The sequence below is a fragment of the Myxococcus sp. CA056 genome (assembly GCF_013336715.1).
GTDB classification, from domain to species: Bacteria; Myxococcota; Myxococcia; order Myxococcales; family Myxococcaceae; genus Myxococcus; species Myxococcus llanfairpwllgwyngyllgogerychwyrndrobwllllantysiliogogogochensis.
Window position 1 is genome coordinate 537990 of record NZ_JABUMT010000003.1, and the last position, 21975, is coordinate 559964.

General features: G+C 69.2%; 17 protein-coding genes. 10 read left to right on the forward strand and 7 right to left on the reverse strand.

Annotation, left to right across the window (positions count from 1 at the left end; all coding sequences use genetic code 11):
• Positions 1 to 59 precede the first annotated feature (59 nt).
• The 3 genes from HUA76_RS16650 to HUA76_RS16660 all read right to left on the reverse strand — a co-directional run bounded on the left by HUA76_RS16650 (position 60) and on the right by HUA76_RS16660 (position 5360).
• Positions 60 to 3656 carry an AAA family ATPase gene (locus tag HUA76_RS16650; RefSeq protein WP_174461433.1) on the reverse strand — a complete coding sequence of 1199 codons (3597 nt, stop codon included), beginning with the start codon at positions 3654 to 3656 and terminating at the stop codon, positions 60 to 62.
• 101 nt (positions 3657 to 3757) lie between these two features.
• Positions 3758 to 4780 carry a type VI immunity family protein gene (locus HUA76_RS16655; RefSeq protein WP_174461434.1) on the reverse strand — a complete coding sequence of 341 codons (1023 nt, stop codon included), beginning with the start codon at positions 4778 to 4780 and terminating at the stop codon, positions 3758 to 3760.
• Positions 4764 to 5360, reverse strand: coding sequence for a hypothetical protein (locus HUA76_RS16660; RefSeq protein WP_174453206.1), 597 nt, complete (start codon positions 5358 to 5360; stop codon positions 4764 to 4766). Before HUA76_RS16660 ends, HUA76_RS16655 begins: the two co-directional genes overlap by 17 nt.
• Positions 5361 to 5739: 379 nt before the next feature.
• Between HUA76_RS16660 and HUA76_RS16665 the strand changes: the two genes are divergently transcribed.
• The 6 genes from HUA76_RS16665 (at position 5740) to HUA76_RS16690 (ending at position 13429) form a co-directional block, all read left to right on the forward strand.
• Positions 5740 to 7749 (forward strand): YgiQ family radical SAM protein, encoded by a 2010-nt coding sequence (locus HUA76_RS16665; protein ID WP_174461435.1) that lies wholly within the window; start codon positions 5740 to 5742, stop codon positions 7747 to 7749.
• 63 nt (positions 7750 to 7812) lie between these two features.
• Positions 7813 to 8457 (forward strand): hypothetical protein, encoded by a 645-nt coding sequence (locus HUA76_RS16670; RefSeq protein ID WP_174453204.1) that lies wholly within the window; start codon positions 7813 to 7815, stop codon positions 8455 to 8457.
• Positions 8458 to 8581: 124 nt separating this feature from the next.
• Positions 8582 to 9133 carry a dihydrofolate reductase family protein gene (locus tag HUA76_RS16675; protein ID WP_246137396.1) on the forward strand — a complete coding sequence of 184 codons (552 nt, stop codon included), beginning with the start codon at positions 8582 to 8584 and terminating at the stop codon, positions 9131 to 9133.
• Complete coding sequence (locus HUA76_RS16680; protein ID WP_371823484.1) at positions 9130 to 10125, forward strand: RNA polymerase sigma factor; 996 nt, start codon at positions 9130 to 9132, stop codon at positions 10123 to 10125. Before HUA76_RS16675 ends, HUA76_RS16680 begins: the two co-directional genes overlap by 4 nt.
• 174 nt (positions 10126 to 10299) lie before the next feature.
• Positions 10300 to 11421 (forward strand): DUF3142 domain-containing protein, encoded by a 1122-nt coding sequence (locus HUA76_RS16685; protein ID WP_174461436.1) that lies wholly within the window; start codon positions 10300 to 10302, stop codon positions 11419 to 11421.
• A complete protein-coding gene (locus tag HUA76_RS16690) occupies positions 11408 to 13429 on the forward strand; it encodes a hypothetical protein (RefSeq protein WP_174461437.1) in 2022 nt (673 codons plus the stop codon). The genes HUA76_RS16685 and HUA76_RS16690 overlap by 14 nt, the downstream gene beginning before the upstream one ends.
• A 19-nt stretch (positions 13430 to 13448) precedes the next feature.
• Here HUA76_RS16690 and HUA76_RS16695 read toward each other — a convergent pair whose 3' ends face one another.
• The gene (locus tag HUA76_RS16695; RefSeq protein WP_174461438.1) at positions 13449 to 14117 is read right to left on the reverse strand and encodes a cyclase family protein; all 669 of its coding nucleotides are present in this window, start codon (positions 14115 to 14117) and stop codon (positions 13449 to 13451) included.
• Between the two features lie 185 nt (positions 14118 to 14302).
• Here HUA76_RS16695 and HUA76_RS16700 point away from each other — a divergent pair, with 185 nt between their 5' ends.
• Positions 14303 to 14782, forward strand: a complete 480-nt coding sequence (locus HUA76_RS16700) for a hypothetical protein (protein WP_141645077.1) — start codon at positions 14303 to 14305, stop codon at positions 14780 to 14782.
• A gap of 55 nt (positions 14783 to 14837) precedes the next feature.
• On the opposite strand, the gene HUA76_RS16705 is transcribed toward HUA76_RS16700, so the two are convergent.
• Positions 14838 to 15755 carry an RluA family pseudouridine synthase gene (locus HUA76_RS16705; RefSeq protein ID WP_174461439.1) on the reverse strand — a complete coding sequence of 306 codons (918 nt, stop codon included), beginning with the start codon at positions 15753 to 15755 and terminating at the stop codon, positions 14838 to 14840.
• Between the two features lie 320 nt (positions 15756 to 16075).
• Here HUA76_RS16705 and HUA76_RS16710 point away from each other — a divergent pair, with 320 nt between their 5' ends.
• The 3 genes from HUA76_RS16710 to HUA76_RS16720 all read left to right on the forward strand — a co-directional run bounded on the left by HUA76_RS16710 (position 16076) and on the right by HUA76_RS16720 (position 19647).
• Complete coding sequence (locus HUA76_RS16710; RefSeq protein ID WP_174461440.1) at positions 16076 to 17905, forward strand: Hint domain-containing protein; 1830 nt, start codon at positions 16076 to 16078, stop codon at positions 17903 to 17905.
• A gap of 122 nt (positions 17906 to 18027) precedes the next feature.
• Complete coding sequence (locus tag HUA76_RS16715; protein WP_174453199.1) at positions 18028 to 18765, forward strand: hypothetical protein; 738 nt, start codon at positions 18028 to 18030, stop codon at positions 18763 to 18765.
• A 138-nt stretch (positions 18766 to 18903) separates the two neighbouring features.
• Positions 18904 to 19647 carry a hypothetical protein gene (locus HUA76_RS16720; RefSeq protein ID WP_174453198.1) on the forward strand — a complete coding sequence of 248 codons (744 nt, stop codon included), beginning with the start codon at positions 18904 to 18906 and terminating at the stop codon, positions 19645 to 19647.
• 67 nt (positions 19648 to 19714) lie between these two features.
• Here HUA76_RS16720 and HUA76_RS16725 read toward each other — a convergent pair whose 3' ends face one another.
• Both HUA76_RS16725 and HUA76_RS16730 read right to left on the reverse strand, forming a co-directional pair.
• On the reverse strand, positions 19715 to 21328 hold the full coding sequence (locus tag HUA76_RS16725; protein ID WP_174461441.1) for an NAD(P)/FAD-dependent oxidoreductase: 1614 nt from the start codon (positions 21326 to 21328) through the stop codon (positions 19715 to 19717).
• A 118-nt stretch (positions 21329 to 21446) separates the two neighbouring features.
• Complete coding sequence (locus tag HUA76_RS16730; protein WP_141645481.1) at positions 21447 to 21836, reverse strand: hypothetical protein; 390 nt, start codon at positions 21834 to 21836, stop codon at positions 21447 to 21449.
• Between the last annotated feature and the right edge of the window lie 139 nt (positions 21837 to 21975).

A 21975-nucleotide genomic window follows, 5' to 3' on the forward strand; every position in this document is an offset into this window, starting at 1 on the left:
CACCACGGCACCAGGAGGCTCCGGCACCGCGAGGAAGCGGCGCCGGGGCCTTCGTCGTTTCAGGGGCGCTTGCCGCCCGCATCCACGGTGGGCGACAGCCCGGCGAGCGTCTCCACGTAGGACGTGGCCACTCGCAGGAAGCGCGCGCCCCGGACACCGGTGAGGTACTGGCGCTTCATCGCGCGAGTGGCGCCCACGTAGAACATGGCGCGGCGGATGCGTTCGTTCTCCCGGGCGTTGCGCTCCCGGGCGCCAGCCATCCAGTTCTCCACGGTGTCCAGCGCGTCCAGGCCCGCGAAGAAGACGATGGGGCACTCGTGCCCCTTGCAGGAGAACACGGTGGTGGCGCGCACGTGGTCCACGCCACTCACCCGGAAGTCCGTCACGTCGCGGCCACCCTTGCCGCCGTAGGCATGCGCGGGCACTCCCGCGCGGTTGAGGGCCTCCGTGTATTGCGACGGCATCACGGGCGCGACGACGAGGATGTCTCCGGGATGGACCCCCTCGTCGCGAATGAGGCGTGCCACCTCCTTCGCCACCTGCCGGGCCTCGCTGGCGCCGGAGGCGAAGCCGCGCACCTGGGGCAGCACGCCGCCGCGCTCGGTGGACTGCACGCGGTACAGGCCCTCCAGCGTCTCCTCGGGCAGCCACAGGAGCCCCTCGCGGGCCAGCTCTCCCGCCTTCATGTACTCGCGCATGCCAGGGTCGCTGGTGGCGTGCTGGCGCAGCGGGTCCAGCACCACGTTGAAGGCGACGTCGAGGATGTCGCGGGTGGCGCGGAAGGTCTCCTTGAGGACGCGGGTGCGGCCCCGGAACGACAGCCCCTCCGGGAGCTGCTCCTTGAGGGAGTCGATGGGCACCTGTCCGTAGACGTTCTGCGAGTCATCCATGAACAACTGGAGACAGCGCACCTCTCGTCCGTCCGCCAGCGTGTGCGGGAGCACCAGCGCGTGGAGCATGGCCAGCGCGCGAGCATCCATGTCCTGCGCCTCGTCCACGAAGACGCCGTCGAAGGACGCGGGCTCCACGCGGCGCAGCGCCCCCACGTGCTTCACCATCACCCGGGCTCGCAGCTCGCGTGCGCGCACCCGGCCGGCGCGCTGGATGATTGCCTCCATCAGCAGCTTGTCCACCAGGGGCGCGAGCGCGCGGTTGAAGAAGGACACGAGCACCCGCGTGTCCTCGTGCTCCAGCAGGTAGCGCGCCACCCAATGGGCCAGGACAAAGGTCTTGCCGCTGCCGGCCACGCCGCGCACCAGGTGGTGGCCGTCGTCGAAGCGCCGCTCGAAGAGGGACACCTGCTCTTGAGTGAAGAGGGGCCGCGTGGGGCGAGAGCCCTCGATTTCACCGCCCAGGGTGGCCGGTGCGCTGGGTGGAGGTGGGGGTGGAGGTTGCTGGGGCTGCTGCGGCATGGGCAGCGGCTCCAGGCGAAGCGGCGTGCCGGGGTGGACCTTCAGGCGCGGCAGCAGCGACAGGAAGCGCTGGGGGATGGTGGCGCCCCGGGCCTCGTCGCGAGAGGCGAGCACCAGCAGGTAGTCGCGCGCGCGGCTGGCGGCCACGTTGAGCATGGGCACCAGCGTGTGCGGAGGAAAGGGACGGCCTCCGGCCACGGTGTCCACCAGCACGACGTCGTACTGGGTGCCCTGTTGGCGGTGGATGGTGGACGCGCTGAAGGCGTCACCGCGAAACCCGGCGGACGTGCCCAGTCTGCGCAGGAGCGCGGCCTGGGCGCGATAGGGCGTGACACACAGGACGCTGAGGCCCGCGCGCACGGCCTCACGGGCAAGCGACACGGCCAGCTCGGCGGACAGCTCTCGCTGGTAGCCGGAGCCTGTCTCGCCCCGGCCGTGGGTGAGGCGCTTCGGATCTCGGCTGAGGCCGTCGAGCACCACCCAGCCGGCGCGCGTAGCTGCGAACGCGGGCACGGGCGGGGCCTTCTGCGCGCGGGCCTTGACGATGTCACCGTCCTCCAGCGCGCCGCCGTAGCAGAAGTGGCTCACGACGCGGGCGATGTCCGGGTGCATGCGGTGCTGGGTGCGCAGCAGCAGGACGTCCGCCCGCGCGGCGTCCTTCACGGCATCCTCCAGGTGGGACAGGCCGCTGGCTCGCAACCACTTCTGGGTGCCGCGTCCGGCGCCTTCGGCGGCGCGAGACACGGGGCCAATCTGCTTGGGGTCTCCGGCGAGCGTCACGCGCTCGGCGAGCGGCGCCATCAGCGCGGTGGCGGCGCGAGTCACCATGCCGGCCTCGTCCACTACCAGTCGCGCGAAGGTGCTCTTGCCTTCCAGCTCCGACACCAGACGCAGGGCGCGGTGCACGGTGAGGACCATGAGCGGGCAGTCGCCCTTCTCCGCTTCCTTGAGCGTGGGGTCCTTCATCTTCCCGCGCAGGCCGCGCAGCTCCGCCTGGAGTTTGGCGAGTTCGTGCGCGGGGCCGCCTCGGACACGTTGGAGGTACAGCTCGCGCTCGCGCTCCTCGATGCTCGCGCGCAGCTTGCCGCCCTTGGTGTCCTCGAGTGTGACGGTGGGAAGCTTCGCCAGCGCGTCACTGGCGCCGGTGCCACCCCGGAAGATGCTGCGCGCCAGGGGGCGCAGGGGGATGGGCTCGCGCTCCAGGAGCGCGCTGACGCGAAGGACCAGTTCGTCCGCCGCGCGGTTGGTGGGAGCGACGGCGAGGATGCGCTCCCCGGGGAAGGCGCGCAGGGCGCGGGCGATGAGGTCCGCGATGGCCGTCGTCTTGCCGGTGCCGGGAGGGCCCCAGATGCAGCCCCAGGGCTGGGCCCACAGGCGGTCGGCGGGCATCAACTCCGCGTGCTGGGCGCGAACCTCCGTGGCGGGCTCTTCGCCGCTGGCGCGACGCAGGGCCTGGGTGAGCGCGGGCTGTCGCTCCTCGTAGGCCGAGGCGGCCGTGCAAAGCGCCTCCGCGAAGTCATAGGGCCGGTAGCACCAGCGCTCGGCGGAGAGGGCGCGGCGGTCCACGTCATCGCCGTGCTCGGGAGCGGCGAAGACTCGGCCGGACTCGAAGTCGAGGTGGACGACGTCGCCGCCGAAGACGCACTCCTCGCCCAGGAAGCCGAGCAGGGAGCCACCGGACCAGTCCGGGTCGGCGGCGGGCACGGGGACCAGGGAGATGACACTCGGGCCCTGGAGGCTGACCTGACGGACGTCTTGCAGCAGCTTCGCGCGGTACTGGCTGCGCTCGGACAGGAGCGCGTCGCTCAGGTCATCGGGGAGATAGGCGGGAGGGCGCCAGGCCTCGCGGCGTTTTCCGGTCGCCACGGCGGCCTGCATGACCTCGCGCTCGGACGTGGTGACGTCGGTGGGCGCGGCCACGTCGCGGGCGGGCGGCTCATCGGGTGTCGAGGACTCGGCGAGAGGCGCGGCGGGCTTCGGGCTCCGGCCTTTCGAGCGGGAAAGGGCCAGCAACGGATTGGGCGACCGGGGGATGTCCTCCGTCGGGTCCAGGACGGAGGCGGGAGTCGAGGATACGTCGTCGGTCGGGTCCGCGTGTGGGAGCTGTCGCGTAGACGCACTGGAACGCGAGGACGGTGGCGGGACGGGAGCATCGTCGTACTCGACGTGAAGCTCTCGGACGGAGTCTCCCTCTTGCGGCGCGGGGCGCCCTTCGGAGACTTCGTTGTGCGTCCGGTGCGTCATGGCGGCGGGCCCGAGCCCTTCGGCCAGGCCGGGTACGGGCGCGCGAAGGTAGGGGACAGGTGGATCCCCGTCAACGCATCCACGCCCCCACATCCCTGGCGTCAGTCGAGGAAGCGCCGCCACCAGCGACGGACTTCCTCCTCGGAGTACGCCGGTTCGGAGTCATACCCGCTCCAGACCGTTGCATGCCTCGGATGGAACTCCTCCAGACAGGGCTCCAGGACCCGCGCCAGCTCACGGTAGGCAGGGAGGTTGTCACCAAGAGAGATGTCTCCGGCTTCGGGCCACGCACCGAGCGTCACCACGGCAGAACCCGAAGTGCCCACGTCTTGAACGGTGGTCCCCGGTGAATGGAGTCGGGCTCGCAAGCTCGCCTGGCCTCCCAGGGACTCGAGCAGCGAGGGGCCCAGGAAATTCAGCCAGTGGACGCCATCGACCCGGTCGCCCAAGTGCCAGTGAGTCAGGACTCCTGGCACATCCACTCCGGGGTAGCGGGCGAGTTCCTCCTTCAGTCGAGGAAGGGCGTGCCAGCTGGCCGTATGGAGAGCCAGCGCAAGCCCCGCATGGCCGGAGGAGAGCGGCAATCCAGCGGCCATCTCCATGGCCAGTTCTCGCACGTGCCCGGGGCCATGGGCCTCGACGTACTCGGTGGGAAGCGTGGCCCTCAGGAGACTGGCGCCTGTCCTGGAAGGCTCTCGAGAGGGAAGGCGCGCCTGATACCAGAACAGATACCCGTTGTCGTCAGACTGGTCTCCGCCAGTCAGGAGCACAGAGCGGTCTGTCTGTGTCTTGGACATCTGCCGGTAAAACGGATCGGTCTCGGGGACGTCTTCGAAAAACCACCTCGAAGGGCTCGGACGTAGCGAGGCCCGAACGATTTCCCATTCCTCGGAATTGAGGCGAATGGATTCACCATCCTCCCATGACTGGGTCAGTCCTGCGGGGCCCTCCCCCACGGCTCGCCGATAGACTCCGAGAGCATGTTCGATACCAGCAGCGAGTTCCTGATGGTCATGTGGCATGTAATACACGATGCGCAGCACATCCCGAACCACCAGTCGCTCGCCATCAGGACGGTTGGCGAAACGGCGGATGCGCGGGAAGCGCTCACTCTGGGCTGACATGGCTGACCCCAAGTTGAGGTGTGACGATCGACGGAGAGCAAGGCCGCCCTAGATCTTTGTACTTGCTCAATTGATCCAGTGTGCCGTCGTTCGCAAGGGGATTGCTCTTGCTGGCAGTCGTGCATGGAAACTTGAAGTCGTAAACACACTGGACCCGGTTGGGATCTTTAGAGAAGTGGACCACGATGTCTGGCTTGAGCGACTTCGCCCAAACCTGGGTGAGGACATACCGTCCCGTCTCCGGGTCTAGCCGATAGCGCGGCTCCACGGAGATATTGTCGGGGAAGAGCCGCACCAGCTCTCGCCTCACGCACGCAAAAGCCACCTCGTGCTTCAGTATTCCCAAATCCATGCGGCGCCTGACCTTATTGCCCTTTCCATCGTATCGGACCACGCGTTCACACTCCGCATCATCGGGCCGCTTCCCAAGCCCGTATTCGCGTTCATTGACCTCTCGGTCCGCCTCCTTCGCACACTGGACCAGGAGTTGTTCCACGCGCGCCAGCTCGGCGGACTCCAGCACTCGAAACGCCGCACCGACAGCCCGAGCCACCCCCACCACACGCGGGAGCGTGGGCATGATGGCCTCACTCCCACGTTGCGTGTAGCAGGCGGGGTTCTTCCCACAAGCGTTCGTGGCTGAATCCACGGTCTGCTCGTAACGAGCGGGAGTCCCCGGACTCGACCCACCCGGCGCCGTCGTCGCACATGACACCGGCAGCAGAAACCCCAGGACCCACCACCTCACCACCGCCAGGAAGCCCATCCGCTTTGACGGCATAATCATGAATTACAGGATACTGCCTCCAGGGCCCCTCAGGCCGGCCAGTCACCCACGGGCCAGGAAGGCGAGGTGGGCACGAGGCCCTGCTGGGTGTACACCCCCGCTCCGCCCTGTTTGCTTCGTGGCTCAGGGGGTGTTTAGGAGAGACGCCCCCGAAGCAGCCCGCCCCACCGCTATGGCCCTTCCGACTCGCTACGCCCATCCCTTCCTGCCCATCACCCGTGCCGACATGCAGGCACGTGGCTGGGAGCAGTGCGACATCATCATCGTGACGGGAGACGCGTACGTGGACCACCCGGCCTTCGGCCCGGTGCTCATCGCCCGCTTCCTGGAGGGCCGAGGCTTCAAGGTGGGCATCATCCCCCAGCCTGACTGGCACTCGGCCGAGCCCTTCAAGGCGCTGGGGCCTCCGCGCATGTTCTTCGGGGTCGCCGCCGGCAACCTCGACTCCATGCTCAACCGGCTCACGGCGCAGAAGAAGAACCGCTCCGAGGACCAGTACAGCCCCGGCGGCCGCACCAACTGCCGGCCTGACCGCGCCACCATCGTCTACGCCCAGCGCTGCCGCGAGGCCTACCCCGACGTCCCCATCGTCCTCGGCGGCATCGAGGCCAGCCTCCGCCGCATCGCCCACTTCGACTACTGGAGCGAGAAGGTCCGCCGCTCCATCCTCTTCGACGCCAAGGCCGACCTGCTCGTCTTCGGCATGGGCGAGCGCCCCATCATGGAAGTCGCCGACCGCATGAGGAACGGCGAGCGCATCGAGGACATCCGCGACGTGCGCGGCACCGCGTACCTCATCAGCGACGAGCAGATGCGCGTCCACGAGGCCGACCCGGCCAAACGCGCCGCGGACCGCAAGACGGTCGTCCTGCCGCCCTACGAGTCCGTCGTCACCGACAAGCAGGCCTTCGCGGTGATGAGCCGCGACTTCCAGATGGAGACCAACCCGGGCAACGCGCGCCCCCTCGCGCAGCGCCACGGCAACCGCGCCATCTTCATGAACGCGCCCGCGCTCCCGCTGGAGGACGGCGTGGGCAACCCCGCCACCGGTGAGAAGACCGTGGCGATGGACGAGCTGTACGACCTGCCCTTCAACCGCGTCCCCCACCCCCTCTACAAGAACGAGGGCATCCCCGCGTACGAGACGGTGAAGCACTCCATCGTCCTCATGCGCGGCTGCTTCGGCGGCTGCACCTTCTGCTCGATTACCGAACACGAAGGCCGCGTCATCCAGAGCCGCTCCGCGGAGAGCGTGCTGCGCGAGGTCCGCGCGCTGCGACGCATGGGCGACTTCCGAGGCACCATCACCGACCTCGGCGGCCCCACCGCCAACATGTACAAGCTCAAGTGCAAGAGCGAGGACATCGAGAAGCGCTGCCGCAAGCTGTCCTGTGTCCATCCGGGCGTGTGCGAGAACCTCCAGACGGACCACGGCCCGCTCATCAGCCTGATGAAGGACGTGCGCGAGGAGGAAGGCGTCAAGCATGTCTTCATCGCCAGCGGCGTCCGCTACGACCTGGCCGAGCGCTCGCCGGAGTACGTGAAGGAGCTGGCGGCGCACCACGTGGGCGGACAGCTCTCCGTCGCGCCCGAGCACGTCTCGCCGCGCGTCCTGGAGAAGATGAAGAAGCCCGGCATCGAGAGCTTCGAGCGCTTCCAGGCCATGTTCGCCTGCGCCAGCGAAGAGGCCGGCAAGGAGCAGTACGACATCCCCTACTTCATCAGCGGCCACCCCGGCTCCACGCTGGAAGACATGGTGGACCTGGCGCTGTGGCTGAAGAAGAACGGGAAGCGGCCGCGTCAGGTGCAGGACTTCATCCCCACCCCCATGGCCATGGCCACCGCCATGTACTTCACCGGCATCGACCCGCTGAAGATGGAGCCCGTCTACACGGCCCAGGGTCTGCGCGAGAAGCGGCTGCAGAAGGCGCTCCTGCTCTACTGGAACCCGGAGCACTGGCCGCTGGCGCGCGAGGCGCTGAGGCAGGCAGGCCGCTCGGACCTCATCGGCCGAGGCCCGCAGGCGCTCGTCCCTCCGGAGACGCCCGCCGAGGCCGCTCGACGTCAGCGCACCGAGGCACGCGACGCGGACGACGCACCGCGCGACACGCAGGCCCCCGCCGCGCAGCCTCGTTCCGGGGGTTCCCGGGGCCCGGGACGCCAGGGCTCGCGACCGCGCTGAGGAAAGTGACAGGGATTGCGCGGGGCTTTGAATAAACCGCGCGGCGTTGCGTCGGGGGGCCACATGCTCCCCTTCCTCGCCCTGCTGCTGCTGGCCTCCGCGCCGCCCACGCCCCGCGTCGAGCTGCCACCGCCACCGCCACCACCTCAGCCCACCCCTGAATGCATCAGCTCCCAGGGGCGCACGGTGTGCGGCTTTCAATGCAAGACGAGCGTCTCCGACATCGACTGCGCCCAGACACCCTACGGGACGTGCGAGGTCACCAACGGAGGCGTCTACTGTTGGGACCCGCCACGGGTGGCCATCCAGCACCCACCCCTCACTTCCGTGAGCCCCGAGTGCAAGTCCATCCGGGGCAAGGTGGCCTGCGGCTTCAACTGCCGCCTGTTCAACGGCGAGGTGGCCTGCAACGACACGCCCTACGGTGTCTGCAGCACCCACTTCGGGAAGCTCGTCTGCTGGGACCCGCCGGAGAGCGTCATCCACGAGTACGCCGCCGAGACGCCCAGGCCCCGTTGCGTCAATGCGTCGGAGGCCGTGGCCTGCGGCTTCGATTGCAAGGCCACCCGCACGGAGGTGCGCTGCGCCAGCACGCCTCGGGGCGTGTGCAGGCTGGTCGACCAGAAGTTCACCTGCTTCGACCCGCCGTCGCTCCTGCACTGCGACCACAGCCAGCCGCCACGACCCGCACGCGCCCGCGCACGCTGAAGCCCGTCACTCCACTGTGCTGGAAACGACCCTTTGTGACGAGGGGAAGTATCCTTCTGGGGCGCCGGTTCGTCTGACGGGGATGACAATCCAGGAACCCAGCAATCGTCGCCTTTTTGTCTCCATGATCGTCTCGCTCGACGGGTTCATCGCGGACCCCGACGGGCGGCTCGATTGGTTCGAGGACGGCAATCCTCAGTTCGAGCAGTACTGCGAAGAGATGATCGACTCGGTCGGTCTGGCGCTGTACGGACGGCGCTCGTACGAGGAGATGCTGGCCTACTGGCCGAACGCGGAGCTCAACCCCCGTTCTCCCCAGGACCTCGTATTCGCCCGCAAGATGAACGCGCTGCCGAAGGTCGTTCTGTCGCGGACGCTCGAGCATGCCGCATGGAACAACACCCGCATCATCAAGGAGCGCATCGCCGAGGAAATCACCGAGCTGAAGCGTCAACCCGGCAAGCCGATTGTGGCGTGGGCCGGCGCGGGGCTCGTCTCGACCCTCACCCGGCTTCGACTCGTCGATGAGTATCGGCTCATCATCCATCCGGTGCTCCTCGGGCGAGGCACACCGCTCTTCAAGGACATCGAAGCCCGACAGAAGCTGAAGCTGGTCCGAACGACCCAGCTCGGTCAGGGCCTGGTGGTCCTCTGCTATGAACCGATGACACCGTGAGCAAGTCGCCCCCCGAAATCAACGCGCTGAGCGACGAGGTGAAGTCGTCCTGGCATCGGTTCCTCGACGTCTTCGAGCCGATGCGTCCCGAGCTCTTTCGCTACTGCCGCCACCTCACACGCAGCCCGTGGGACGCGGAGGACCTGGTTCAGGACACCCTCGCGAGAGCGTTCGTGACGCTCGGGACGGTGTTCATGGCGCTTCCAAATCCGCGCGCGTGGATCTTCCGGGTGGCCTCGAACCTCTGGGTGGACCGCATGCGGCGCATGCGCCTCGAGCTCACCGTCGAGGCGCCCGTGGATTCGGCGACGGAGCCGGACCCTCGGGCACCACGCGAGGCCGCTGGCTCCTTGCTGGTGCGGCTGTCTCCCCAGGAGCGGGCCGCGGTGGTCCTCAAGGATGTGTTCGACTTCTCGCTCCAGGAAATCGCGGACGCACTCTCGACGACGGTGGGCGCGGTGAAGTCCGCGCTCCATCGGGGGCGGGGCCTGTTGGCGGCGCCCGAGGAGCCCATGACTCGAGCACCCGCGCCCGCGGTGCTGGACGCGTTCTGTGCGGCGTTCAATGCCCGGAACCTGGAGCGACTGACCGACCTCCTGCTCGACAGCGCCAGCGTGGAAATCGTCGGCGTCGTCACCGAGTACGGGCAGGACGCACCGAAGAATCCGGACACCGGGTCTTTCGCCGGAACGCTCGCGCCCATCACCTTCGACGAGCGGGGAGGCGTCCCGCCCCATCTGCTCGAAGGGTACCTGTCGACCAGCCCTCGCTGCGAAGTCCGCGCGTATCGCGGCTCGCCCATTCTGGTCTTCTGGTACGAGCACGAAGAGGGCCCCCTGGTTCGCACCGTGATGGCCGTGGAGACGGACGGCGAGCGCATCGTCCGGGTGCGCAACTACTTCTTCACCCCGGATGTCATCGCCGAGCTGTGCACGGAGCTGGGCGTGCCCTACCGGGTCAACGGCTATCGCTACTGGGTGGATGGCCGGTAGGAGCCGAGGAAGGTCCGTCCAGAGGGGAAGGGCCCCCACGGCACGTGAACGGACCCGCCTGGCATTCAGGCGGAACGCGGGGGTGCAGCCCACGTCATGCCGTTGTGGCACCATGGTGAGGCGTGGGCTCTCGCGCCTGTCGACGAGCCCCGCGAGCCCCTCCAGCGCTTCCGCATGAGCACCCCACCCCTGTCCTGGCCAAGAGTCCTCGCGAGCTTCGCGAGCGTGGGGCTGTGCCTACTGCTCTGCTGTGCCCGCACCCCCGCGCCCCTGCTGGGACACGAGGTCTATGTGTGGCAGCGGGACTGGAGCCCGGAGCTCGGGCACGCGCTCACGCAACTGCCCTCGGAGCTGGGCGCCCTGCGCGTCCTCGCGCGGGAGCGCTCCGGGGCCACGCGGGTCGCCGTGACAGTGGCGGTGGACGTGCCGGCCCTGGCGAAGACGGGGCGCGAGGTGGTGGCCGTCCTCCGCGTGGATGGGACGGCGCCGCTCGACGGCGTGTCGCTCCAGGAAGTGGCGACTCTCGCCCGCGACTGGAAGGCGCGCGGCGTGCGAGTCCGAGGCGTGGAGGTGGACCACGACTGCGCGACCTCTTCCCTGCCCGCCTACGCGGACTGGCTCGCGCGTGAGCGGAGCGGGCTCGGAGACCTCTCGCTCTCCATCACCGCGCTGCCCACCTGGGCGAACTCGCCCGCCCTGGAGCGCCTGACGTCCATCCCCGACGACATCGTCGTCCAGGTGCATGCCGTGCGCGCCCCGTCCCTCTTCACCCCCGAGGAGGCCCGCGGCTTCATCGAGGCGTGGGCCAAGGCATCGTCCCATCCCTTCCGGATTGCCCTGCCCACCTACCGCGCGCGGCTTCGCGACGGACGGCTCCTGACGTCCGAGCCCCACGAGGTGTCGCGCCTGCTCACCCAACTGCGGGAGCACCCGGTGAAGGGCATGAAGGGCATCGTCTGGTTCCGGCTCGGACACGCGGGCGACGCGGAGTCCTGGAGCCTGAGCACGCTATCGGCGGTGGTGCGCGGCGAGAAGCTCACGCCCCGACTGGAGCCCCGGCTGGTGGACGCGGGAGGCGGCACGCTCGACATCGTCCTCGAGAACACCGGCCGCGTGGACACCGAGGCGCCCACACGCCTCACCCTTTCTGGAAACCTGGAGGTCCTCGACGGCGTGGGCGGCTATGCCCCGCGAGGGACCTCACTCGTGGCGCGCACGCCTCCCCGCCTGCGCGCTGGCGAACGACGCGTCATCGGCTTCGTGCGGGGAACCGAGGTGTCACTTGTGGCTCCGTAGTCTGCTGGCCTCCCTGCTCGTCCTCATGCTGCTGGCGCCGGTGCGCTCGGCCGAGGCCTGCGGCCCTGACTTTCCCCACCGACTCCTCGTGGACCGCGCGGGCACCCTCGGCGAGCTGCCAGACGGCGCCTTCTCGCTCGAGGCCACACGACTGGCTCCCAAGCCCCTGGAGTCGTTCCGGGTGATGGAGGGTGGAGACGAGCCCATCGATGCACGCACAGGCGGCGGGGCACGGGAGACGGAGCTGTACGAGGCGGGCGCCAGGGCCTTCACGAGCGGAGATGCGCAGACGGCGCGCGCCCGCTTCAACGACGTGCTCGCGCTGCCGGCCGGGGAGCGCCGCCACTACTCCACCTTCGCCGCCTTCATGCTGGGCCGCAACGCGGGCGCGGGCTTCGAGCAGGACGCGCAGCACGGCTTCGAGCGCACGCGGCAGCTCGCGCGCGAGGGCTTCGACGACCCGCTGGGCCTCGCGGTCGCCAGCCTGGGCGAGCAGGCGCGCGGCCTGCTCCGGGCGGGAGACGATGCTGGCGCCATCCGGCTGTACGCGGAGCAGGCCGCTCATGGGAGCGGAGGCGCGGTGACCTCGCTGCTCATGGTCGCACGCGCGCTCGCCCGCGATGAGGCCCGGCTCCACGCCGCGCTGAAGGACCCGCTGGCGCAGCGGCTCATGACCACCTTCGTGTGGACGCGTGGCCAGGAGTGGTACTGGTCCGAGGACCCATCGGGCGGTGGCCTCGCCGCCGTGCTGGAAGCGCTCGCGTCGGTGCAGGGGCTGGCGGGAGCGGACCGGTTGGCGGCGGGAGCCTGGCGCGCGGGTCGGTTCGACCTGGCCGAGCGTTTCGCCCAGCACGGGCAGACCCCGCTGGCGGCGTGGGTGAAGGGCAAGCTGGCGCTGCGCCGGGGAGACCCGTCGTCCGCGGAGGTCTATCTGTCGGAGGCCGCGCGCGGGCTCCCGGCGTCGGAGGACTGGGTGGGCGAGGGAATGGTGCCGCGCCGTCCCCTCTGCCGCGTGGAGGGAGAGCGCGGGGTGCTCGCGCTCGCGCGAGGTGACTTCTTCCAGGCCGCCGAGCGGATGCTGGCGAGCTGCTCCTGGCCGGACCTGGCCTACGTGGCGGAGCGGGTGCTGTCCGTGGACGAACTCCAGCGCTTCGTCGCGGCCCACCCGCCCTCCGGCGAGGAGCGCTGCAAGCCCGAGGTGGGGCAGCTCTGGTACGACGATGACGTCGGCGAAGGGGCGGACCTGTCTCAGCGGCTGCGCCTGCTGCTCGCGCGGCGCCTGCTGCGCATCGGGCGCGCCGATGAAGCGCTGGAGCACTTCCGGGGCACGCAGTGGGAAGGGCCCGCGCGCCAGTACGCCGACGCGCTGAAGCAGAGCACCCAGGCCCACGACGCCGTGACTCAGGCGGAGGCGCTGTTCACGGCGGCGAAGCTCGCTCGCGGCCTGGGCCTGGAGATGTTGGGCACGGAGGTCGCCCCGGACTGGGGCTGGGTGGATGGAAACTACGACCTGGGCACCTACGAGGAACAAGAAGAGCTCTCAGCCGGGGCGGAGCAGTCCCGGGAGGCCCTGTCCGGAACACCGCTCCTCGGAGTGCCGGAGCAGCAGCGTGTGCAATCGCATGCGCCCCCGTATCCGTGGCGCTTCCACTATCGCTCCACGGCGGCGGACCTCGCCCAGCGGGGCGCGGCCCTCCTTCCTCCGCGCAGCCAGGCGTACGCGATGATGCTCTGCCACGCGGCGCGCTACGTCTCCAGCAGCGAGCCAGAGCGCGTCCAGCGGCTGTGGCAGACGTACCTGAAAGTGGGCGCCGCCATCGACGAGCCCTGGTGGTCCTTCGGGCACTCCTGTCCCGAGCCGGACTTCGAGAAGGTCCGCGCCCAGCAAGCCCAACAGGCGCTGGGCAAGCGCCAACGACTGATGATGCTGGGAGGCGCGCTGCTCTTCCCGGCGATGCTCGGCGCCGCCTTCTACCTGCGCCGCAAGCGCCGCGCGACGAGCCCCTGAAGCCCGTGAGGCCCGAGCCTCAGCGCCGCCGGAGGATGGCGCGCGCCGGGGCGCCGTCGCCTCCCGCGATTCGCAGAGGCAGGCAGACGAGGTCGTACGTGCCCGCGCTCACCGAGGACAGGTCCAATCCCTCGATGATGCAGACCCCCGCGCCCAGCAGCGCCTGGTGGGTGGGCACGCCCTCTTCCGGACTGCCGATGGAGAGGTAGTCGATGCCCACCGTGCGAACCTTCCGCTCCGCCAGGTAGCGCGCGCCTTCCAGGGACAGGTACACGAAGTCCGGCAGGAATCGCTGTGCGGCCCAGCCCCGCGAGGAGTTGGCCGTCTTGAAGAGGACCCGCTCTCCGGGCTGGACAGCATGCGCCTTCAGCTCATCCACGCGGATGGCGCGGGGGTCTCGAATCTCCAGCACCCGGGCCACGCCGAGGAGGTTGTCGAAGGCCAGCGCGTCCACGCCCTCCGCGCCCTGGACGAAGTGCGCGGGCGCATCGACGTGCGTGCCGGTGTGCGCCCCCAGGGACAGGTGGGAGACGGTGGCGTCGTCTCCACGCTCCAGGGCCTGCACCCGGGTGATGCGGACCTCCGGGTTGTCCGGCCAGTGCACCATCCCGTCCCGCAGGGGCACGGAGATGTCCACCCACGTGGCGGACTCACGGGAGGGCACGTTCGTCTCGGCAGCGGTCTCCATGAGGCTCCAGGGTGGACACGAAGCGCCCTGCTGGCGCCCAGGGCTGGCAGGCACACGGGCCGTCTCGCCCGCCGAGGGACCAGGAGAGTCACCGCCCCCGCGTCCACCCGACCACCTTTCCTCCCGGGACAGCGTCGGCTAGGTTGCGCCGCCTTTCATTTCCAAGGGTTGAAGGAGTTTTGATTATGCCGAGGACTTCCCAGGAGCAGACCCAGGAGCGCCACGCGTTCCTGCTCACCCTCTTCCGCCAGCAACCGGACATCAGCAGCAAGGATGCGCTGGAGTCCTTCAAGACGAAGTTCGGGGCGACCATCAACCTGAAGACCTTCAACCAGCTGCGCGCGGAGGCCGAGGAGGAGGTCGCTTCCACTCCCGTCGCGGAGGAGCCTGAGGTCGAGGTCGAGAGCGCGCCGGAGACCGTGGTGGAGGACGCCGCCGCCCAGCTCAAGGCCGCCGCGACGCCGGAGGCGCTCAACGGCGCCGCCCCCGCGAAGAAGCCCAAGGCCAAGGGCACCGGCTCGAAGAACGTCTTCGTGGACGCGCCCAAGGAGCACCTGACCTTCCTGGAGAGCATCGTGCAGCAGCTCCAGGAGGCCGGTGCCGCCAACGTGCGCATCGACCACTCCACGGACCGCTGGATGGTCCTCGTGGTGGACCCGAAGTAGTTCGCCGTCCGCCGGACTCCACGCCTTCGAGTGGAGTCCGGCCCCGCGCCCGCGCTCAGCGGCGCAGCAGGGCCAGCGCGCGCTGGAAGTCCTCGGGCAGCTCCGCCTGGACTCGCACGGGCTGACCCGTCAAGAGACTCGGCAGCTCCAGGCTGAACGCATGGAGCGCCTGACGCCCCAGCGCCTTCGCCGCGGGATGCTCGCGCGCGGCCTCCGTCCCGTAGAGCGTATCGCCGAGCACCGGGAAGCCCGCCTCGGAGAGCTGCACGCGAATCTGGTGCGTGCGCCCCGTGTCCAGGTCCACCTCCAGCAGCGCCGCTCCGTCCAGCCGCTCGCGCACCTCGAACGACAGCGCCGCCCGCCGCGCGGAGGGCACTTTCGTGGTGAAGCGGCGCGGGTCCTGGGGATTGCGCGCATAGGGCCCCTCCAGGCGTCCGTGCTCCGGAGGCTGGCCCAGCACGAGCGTCCAGTAGCGCTTGTCCACCTGCTTCTCCTGGAAGGCTCGCAGGAGCGCCGCCGCCGCCGGGTCCGTGCGGGCGAAGGCCAGACAGCCGCTCGTCTCACGGTCCAGGCGGTGCACCACGCCCGGCAGCGCCTGGCCCTCCACGTCGAAGGGAGGGCGCTGCGCGGCGAGCAGGTCGATGACGGAGGCCGCTCGCCCCTCCGGCTCCACGACGAGGCCCGGCGGCTTGTCCACGATGACCAGCGCCGCGTCGTCATGGAGCACCGTCAGCGTGGGCCCTTCCACGGAGGAACGCGGCGAGGCGCGCGGTTCCGGCCGCTCGATTTCGAGCTCCTCTCCACCCCACAGCTTCCGCGTGGGCTGACACTTCTTGCCCCGGATGCGCACCCCACCCGCCTCGATGAGGGCCCGGGCGCGCTCCAGCGAGAAGCCGGGTACGTGCTTGGAGATGAACCGATCCAGCCGCTCTCCGGCGACCTCGTGGGGGACAGGGACCTTCTGCAGCGCCATGGCCTCACCCCGTCCCTCATGCGGCGCACGGAGTCAATGTGCGCGTGAGCCTGTCCCTGAAGCACCCCTGAAAACACGGGGCGCCCGGCCCTCTACGCTCGACGAGACAATCCTTCACATTGGAAGCGAACATCACGATGCGACGGGATGGGTCGTCCCTGACCGATACACAATGCCATATGTCAGACGTTGACTTTTCAACACGGAGCGTATGACAGTACTTATCCGGGCTCACCGAGGGCCTGCTCAGAGGGGGAGTCATGAATTTTACTCACGGTCGTCGTGCGACCCGTCTCGCCATTCTCGCTACATGCCTGTCTTTGCTACCCGGGTGTCCCTGGGTTATCAAACCTCAACCCAAGCCCAAGACTGTCGAAGAGCAACGTGAGGCCGTCGTCGCGCACTTCGAGAAGCGCACGCCGCACGAGGACTTCGTCGAGCTGGACCTGGCGAACGACGACCACTACGAGTACGCGAAGCACCGGCTCCAGGAGGCTGTCGCCGCGCAAGGTGCCGCGGGAGCCAAGGGGCTCGTGGCACAGCAGACGCCTCCCAAGGACTTCTCGCGCGCCCTGAAGACGCTGGACGTCGCCCGGGCGAAGGCCGTGCGCGGAGGTCCGCAGCCGAAGCCCACCGAATGGAACTGCGACCACTTCCTCCACGTGGAGGACTCGCGCACCGCCGGAGGCAAGGGCGCCCAGCAGGCCGACAATGCCCAGGCCCAGGCCCAGGCCCCTCGGCCCACGCTCCAGATTCGCCCCTACGCCACCTGCGCGGGTGGTTCGACCCACGTCTTCACGGACGTCACCGCGTATGAAAGTGACCTGGCGGGCAAGAAGCGGACGGTGCTGTCGACGAGCGCGAACGAGGAGCACAACGACGGCAGGACGTTCGACGACACCACCGTGTCCGTGACTCCGTCGATGGAGGCCAACCGCAAGGTCATCATCGAGTCGATGATGGTGGCGCACAACGACAAGACGGGTGAGGAGCACGTCTCGTTCGCCAGCCTGGAGACGTCGCTGGTGGCCACGCCCCAGACCTTCACGCTGGTCCATCCGCACTTCGCGGGCCCGGGGCCTCGGCCGGACATCAACCTCACCACCTGCCAGCTTCGCGGCGGGGCGGACTGCGACTACGCGATGGTGGCCAACGCCGCCGGCACCCTGGCGCCCTTCCCGGCCCAGTCCACGGGGCTCGCGCTGCGCAAGACGGGGGCCCCCTGGACGGGCGACCCCACCGCCTACTTCCCCTTCAAGCCGGGCACCGCCTTCGACTTCACCAACATCTACATTCCCCTGCAGGGCACCTTCGACGCGGGGGCCTCGGCGACGGCGGACTGCACCATCCAGGCGATGAAGAACGGCGCGACGACGACGCGGCTTCGCCTCATCAAGACGGAGTCGGGCGGCACGTGTACGACGTTGGCGGACCTCTCGGACGCCTTCCCGGTGGGCGCGAGGACCAGCACGATTCAGCAGCTGGTCAACGTCTCGCAGAACACCACGGCGTCCGGCGGCGCGGGCTGCACCATGGAGCGCATCGTGAACGAGCCGGTGGTGCTGTCCATGACGCTCTACGGGTTGTCGACGTGTGGCGGCCCGGCGATTCCGCGCATCGTGACCTTCACGAGTACGGCGCTGCCCGCCAACCCCTTCAACCTCAACGTCCTCAACAGCTGCCTGGCGGAGGGCACGCGAATCACGATGGCGGACGGGAAGCTGGCGCCCATCGAGACGCTGCGCGTGGGTGACAAGGTGCGTGCGAACGCGGCCGGCCGGGTGCTCACCGTGCAGGACTTCATCTTCGGGCGTGAGCCCAAGCCGCTGGTCCGGCTGCGCGATGACCAGGGCCACGACGTGCGGCTGACGGAGAAGCACCCGGTGCTGCTGTCCTCGGGCCTGGTGGTCGCGGCGGAGAAGGTCCAGGTGAAGGACACCGTGCGCACGCAGACGGGCACGGCGACCATCACCGCCACCGAGCGCGTGCCGTACGACGGCAAGGTCTACAACCTCAAGCTGGGCACGGCCGAGGAGCTGGAGTCGCTGAGCCCCAACGAGCGGACCATGTTCGCCGACGGGCTGCTCGTGGGCGACGACACCATGCAGCGCGAGCTGGAAGCGCCGCGTCGCGCCTCGGCCACGAAGTGAGGTGAAGCACCGGCACCCGCTGGCCGTCGTGGCTGGCGGGTGTCTTCGTCTCGGCGGCGGGCCGTCCGGAGAGCCCTCCTGCCCGCGCATCATGTCGGGTCGGTCGTGTAGGGTGCGGCCCCATGAGTTCCATCCCACTCGCCGGAGCCTATCGCTACACGCGCAAGGGGATGGGAGTGTTCCACCTGCCCTTGAGCCGGCCGTGGACGTGGGCGCTCACGCACCACGGCATGTGGAGCGTCTTCGTCCACGACGTGGAGCCCGCGCGTCCCGGTGTCCCCGAGCGACGCCACCCGCTCCACCCTCCCGAGGCCGTGCTCGGCTGCTGGCTCGCCCTCTACGCCACCCGTGAGTACGACGAGGAGGCCGTGGAGTGGCTGCGCGGGGCACACGGCCTGGAATGCCCCACCCGCGACGTGCTGCCCGCTGGCGCGTATGTCGCCATGGCCCGGCTCGCGGAGGTGTCCACCGTGGGCAACGACTCCCGCGCCTTTGGACGTGACGCCTGGTGGTGGCCCCCGGGTGCGTCCTGTCGCGGCACCGTGGCGTGGTGGCTGGAGGAAGTGCAGGTCTTCGAGCCGCTCGTGGCGGCCCCTGCCCAGCGCCTCGCTCCCATGGACCCGGAGCTGTTGCCGGAGCTGCGTGAGCGCGTGCGCCTGGCCCGCGACGGCATCTGGCGTCCCGAGGTCTACGCGACACCCGCCCCACCCCCTCCCGCGCCACGGGAGCCAGAGCCCCGCGTGCTTGCGCCCCCTGTCCCGACCGTACCCGTGCGCCGCGAACTGCCCGCCGACGACAGCCCCGTCGCCCCCATGGGCAGCGTCGAGCAGCTCGGCCTGTTCGGTGGCGGCGGTACCTGAGCCCCAAGGGAGGATGGCTGTCTTTCAATGCACGGAACCTCGCCGCGGGCTCGCGTCTCGCGCGGTCGTTTTGGCTGGTGCCCCGCCTTCCTTCCTCTACACTCCTTGTGAACCTACCCTCCCCATGGAGTTGACCTGATGTTCAGCGCTTTCTCGCGCCCCCTGCGATGCTTCGCCGCCACCGCCGCGCTCCTGTCCCTCGCCGCATGCGGTGACGACGACACGAAGGACCCTGTCCCCGAACCGCTGGCGTGCGACGCGCAGACCTATACGGAGGCCGTCCGCCACGCTGCGGAGCCCACGACCGAAGACATCTCCACGCAGCTGTGGGCCATCAGCCCGTCCAACCCGAACCTTGTCTGGAATGAGACCAAGACGGCCGTGCGCATGGCCATCTGGACCACCTTCCAGGGCTACACCCTGGGAGCGAACACGCTCTCTCGCGAGGTCTGGGTCACGGCCGCTCCCCAACTCCAGACATTCTGCAAGACGGTGTCCGCGGAGAAGCTCGTCCCGCGCGTCAATCAGTATCTGGGATTGCCCCCGGCGACCGAAGGCGACAACGCGCGTTACATCGTCGAGCTGTGGGTGAAGCCCGGAGACATGTTCCGCCCCTGTCCGGACTCGGAGATCGACGACGGCACGTGCGGCCTCCAGTTCCCCACCACGGCCACCACCGAGCACAAGAACTGGATCAACGCCAACTTCGCCTCCAGTTATGGGTTCTGGCAGAAGACGCAGTACCCGTGGACGGGCCTGGGCTACACGTATGACTGGTGCAATGCCGACACGCGCGTCGGGGCCAGCGAGTTCGTGGTTCGCGCCACGTCCATCGTCGAAGTGACGGGCAAGTTCGAGCGCGCCGTCTACTGCGCGCAGTAACCTGCTCCCTTCGTGAGTGCGTGAGGGCGGGTCCGCTCCGGCGGGCCCGCCCTTGTTTCTCCAGGGGTCACCCGGCCGCCGCCGCCACGTTCGCCATCGCCAGGATGGCCTGGGCGGTGCTCTTCCCCGTCGCCGCCGCGCCCTCCATGTAGCCCTGGGCCTCGTAGAACGAGCTGGTGTGCTCACCCGCGAAGTAGAGATTGCCCACGGGTGTCCCCTCGGTGCCCGCGAGTGACGTGAACTGCCCGGGCCGATAGGACGAATAGCTTCCCAGGGCGTTCGGATTGCTCGGCCAGTGCTCCAGGTGCGCGACGATGCGCCGGTCCACGCCCCGCTTCACCGCGCCCGCCGTCCCCGGCACCACGCGGCCCATCGCCGCCACGAAGCGCTCCGCCTCGCCCGCCACGTTGCTCGGGTCCATGCCTGCCCCACGCGGTCCACTGGCGAAGTCCGTCAACACCGCGTCGCCCGGTGTCGCCCGCGTCGGGTTCGTCTCCCACGTGGCCTGATGGTTCATCAGGTCCGAGTAGCTCGCCCCACTGCACCCGCTCGCCCGCCACACCGGCCCGCGATACCCCACCATCATCTTCGCGTTGGTGCCGTACCCCAGCTCCCGGATGACCCGCGTCTTCCACGCCGGCAGGCCCAGGGACGCCGCCAGCTCCACCCGTCGCAGGACGGTGAACGGAACCGCGAGCACCACGACGTCATACGTCGCCGTGTACGACGTGCTTCCGCGCCGCAGCGTGAGCGCGAGCGCGCCCGTCGGAGTCTTCCTGACCGACTCCAGCCGCTCGCCCTGTCGGACCTGTCCCGGCAGACGCGCCGCCAGCTCGCGTGGAATCTGCTGATTGCCGCCGAGCAGGCGATACCGCTCATCACTCTCGCCATACGGCTCGAACCGTCGACACTGCTCGGTCTGAATCAGGAACAGCAGGTTGAGACAGCTCAGCTCATCCGCTGCCTGGCCGTACTCCGCCTCGTACGCGGCGATGATGGCGGCCTTCACCAGGGGCCCCGTGTTCCGCGCCTCCAGGTAGGTCACCAGGTCCAGCAGGTCGAACCGCCGGTCCAGCTCCGTGTGGTCGGCCGCCGTGGGCGCCTCGGACAGCCTGCTCAAGTCCTGGTTGATGGCCGCGATGAGCGGGCAGTACTCCTCCAGGATATCCGCCTCGGAATAGAGCTGTCCGCCAAAGAAGTAGAAGACGTCCCCCGTCACCCGCAGGAGGTCTTCCCGCTCCAGGTGGAACTCACGGGCATAGCCCAGCATCGTCGAGTGTCCGGAGTCGATGAACTCCCCGCCCCGCTCCACCACCTGCCCGGGGAAGATGACCGGCCCACCGAACGCGCCTCCCATCGAGAACACCCGGCCGCCCGTGCGCTCCCGGGCTTCATGCACCGTGGCCTGCACACCCGAGCACCTGAGCTCATAGGCACACGCGAGGCCCGCGAGCCCCGCACCGACGATGCCCACGCGAAGCGCGGAGGGAGGACGCGCCTCCTCGGCCCGCGCCGCCCGCACCGCCATTCCCATCCCCAGCGCCGTCACCCCCTTCAACACGGAGCGGCGGTCCATTCGAGCCACGCGTCGGGCTTCGAGCGCGTTCGCCTCCGGTGACTCGGCGGCGAGCGCCTTCCGGGTGGTTTGTCGGAACAGGTCGAAGAGCGGTGTGCGGGGCATACAAAACTCCAGAAACGAGAGGGATTGCGCCCTCTCACCTTCCAAAGCCTGTCGCGGCGCGCAGCGCTTGATACAAGGGTGCCTGTCATTGAACACCCCAACTGTGAAGCAGTGAGCCCTACCCGGCCCTGTAGCCCGTGGAGTGTCTGTCACGTGCGCGACGGGTCCTCGTGTTGGGGTGCGGGCGTCCGCCGTTAAGGCGATGCTTCGGCTTGCGGCGGATGAAACCGCTTGCATCCCCGCGCCGGTAACAGGTGATGAGGCGCTCGTCATCACTCACCAGGACAATCCAGCCCCGCGCCTGCCGTGCCAGCGACGAGTCCTGGAGTTGCAAGGGCAGGTCGCGCTCCAGCACGGTGACATGTGTCACCCCCGCGGCGCGGGTCCGAAGTCCAAAGTCGAGGATGAGCTCGAGGACTTCCTGTCGAAGCACCCCGAGCGCGCTGCGCTCGAGGAACGTGAAGGTGGCGGGAGACGAGCGGGAACGGGACTGACGGCACCGGGCCATGGCGGCTTCCTCCTGTTGTCCCCTTGCCTTTCACGTGCCGTTCCAAGCCGCCCCGCACGACATTCCGAGGACTTGCGGGGCCGTCCGCGGCCGTCCGCGCGACAATTCGTCAATGCCTCGCCAAGCGTGTGACAGCGAG

Excerpts from the sequence above, each read along its gene's own strand:
- HUA76_RS16650 (WP_174461433.1), bottom strand. The coding sequence starts at position 3,656 with ATGACGCACCGGACGCACAACGAAGTCTCCGAAGGGCGCCCCGCGCCG.
- HUA76_RS16655 (WP_174461434.1), bottom strand. The coding sequence starts at position 4,780 with ATGTCAGCCCAGAGTGAGCGCTTCCCGCGCATCCGCCGTTTCGCCAAC.
- HUA76_RS16660 (WP_174453206.1), bottom strand. The coding sequence starts at position 5,360 with ATGCCCACGCTCCCGCGTGTGGTGGGGGTGGCTCGGGCTGTCGGTGCG.
- HUA76_RS16665 (WP_174461435.1), top strand. The coding sequence starts at position 5,740 with ATGGCCCTTCCGACTCGCTACGCCCATCCCTTCCTGCCCATCACCCGT.
- HUA76_RS16670 (WP_174453204.1), top strand. The coding sequence starts at position 7,813 with ATGCTCCCCTTCCTCGCCCTGCTGCTGCTGGCCTCCGCGCCGCCCACG.
- HUA76_RS16675 (WP_246137396.1), top strand. The coding sequence starts at position 8,582 with ATGATCGTCTCGCTCGACGGGTTCATCGCGGACCCCGACGGGCGGCTC.
- HUA76_RS16685 (WP_174461436.1), top strand. The coding sequence starts at position 10,300 with ATGAGCACCCCACCCCTGTCCTGGCCAAGAGTCCTCGCGAGCTTCGCG.
- HUA76_RS16695 (WP_174461438.1), bottom strand. The coding sequence starts at position 14,117 with ATGGAGACCGCTGCCGAGACGAACGTGCCCTCCCGTGAGTCCGCCACG.
- HUA76_RS16700 (WP_141645077.1), top strand. The coding sequence starts at position 14,303 with ATGCCGAGGACTTCCCAGGAGCAGACCCAGGAGCGCCACGCGTTCCTG.
- HUA76_RS16705 (WP_174461439.1), bottom strand. The coding sequence starts at position 15,755 with ATGGCGCTGCAGAAGGTCCCTGTCCCCCACGAGGTCGCCGGAGAGCGG.
- HUA76_RS16715 (WP_174453199.1), top strand. The coding sequence starts at position 18,028 with ATGAGTTCCATCCCACTCGCCGGAGCCTATCGCTACACGCGCAAGGGG.
- HUA76_RS16720 (WP_174453198.1), top strand. The coding sequence starts at position 18,904 with ATGTTCAGCGCTTTCTCGCGCCCCCTGCGATGCTTCGCCGCCACCGCC.
- HUA76_RS16725 (WP_174461441.1), bottom strand. The coding sequence starts at position 21,328 with ATGCCCCGCACACCGCTCTTCGACCTGTTCCGACAAACCACCCGGAAG.
- HUA76_RS16730 (WP_141645481.1), bottom strand. The coding sequence starts at position 21,836 with ATGGCCCGGTGCCGTCAGTCCCGTTCCCGCTCGTCTCCCGCCACCTTC.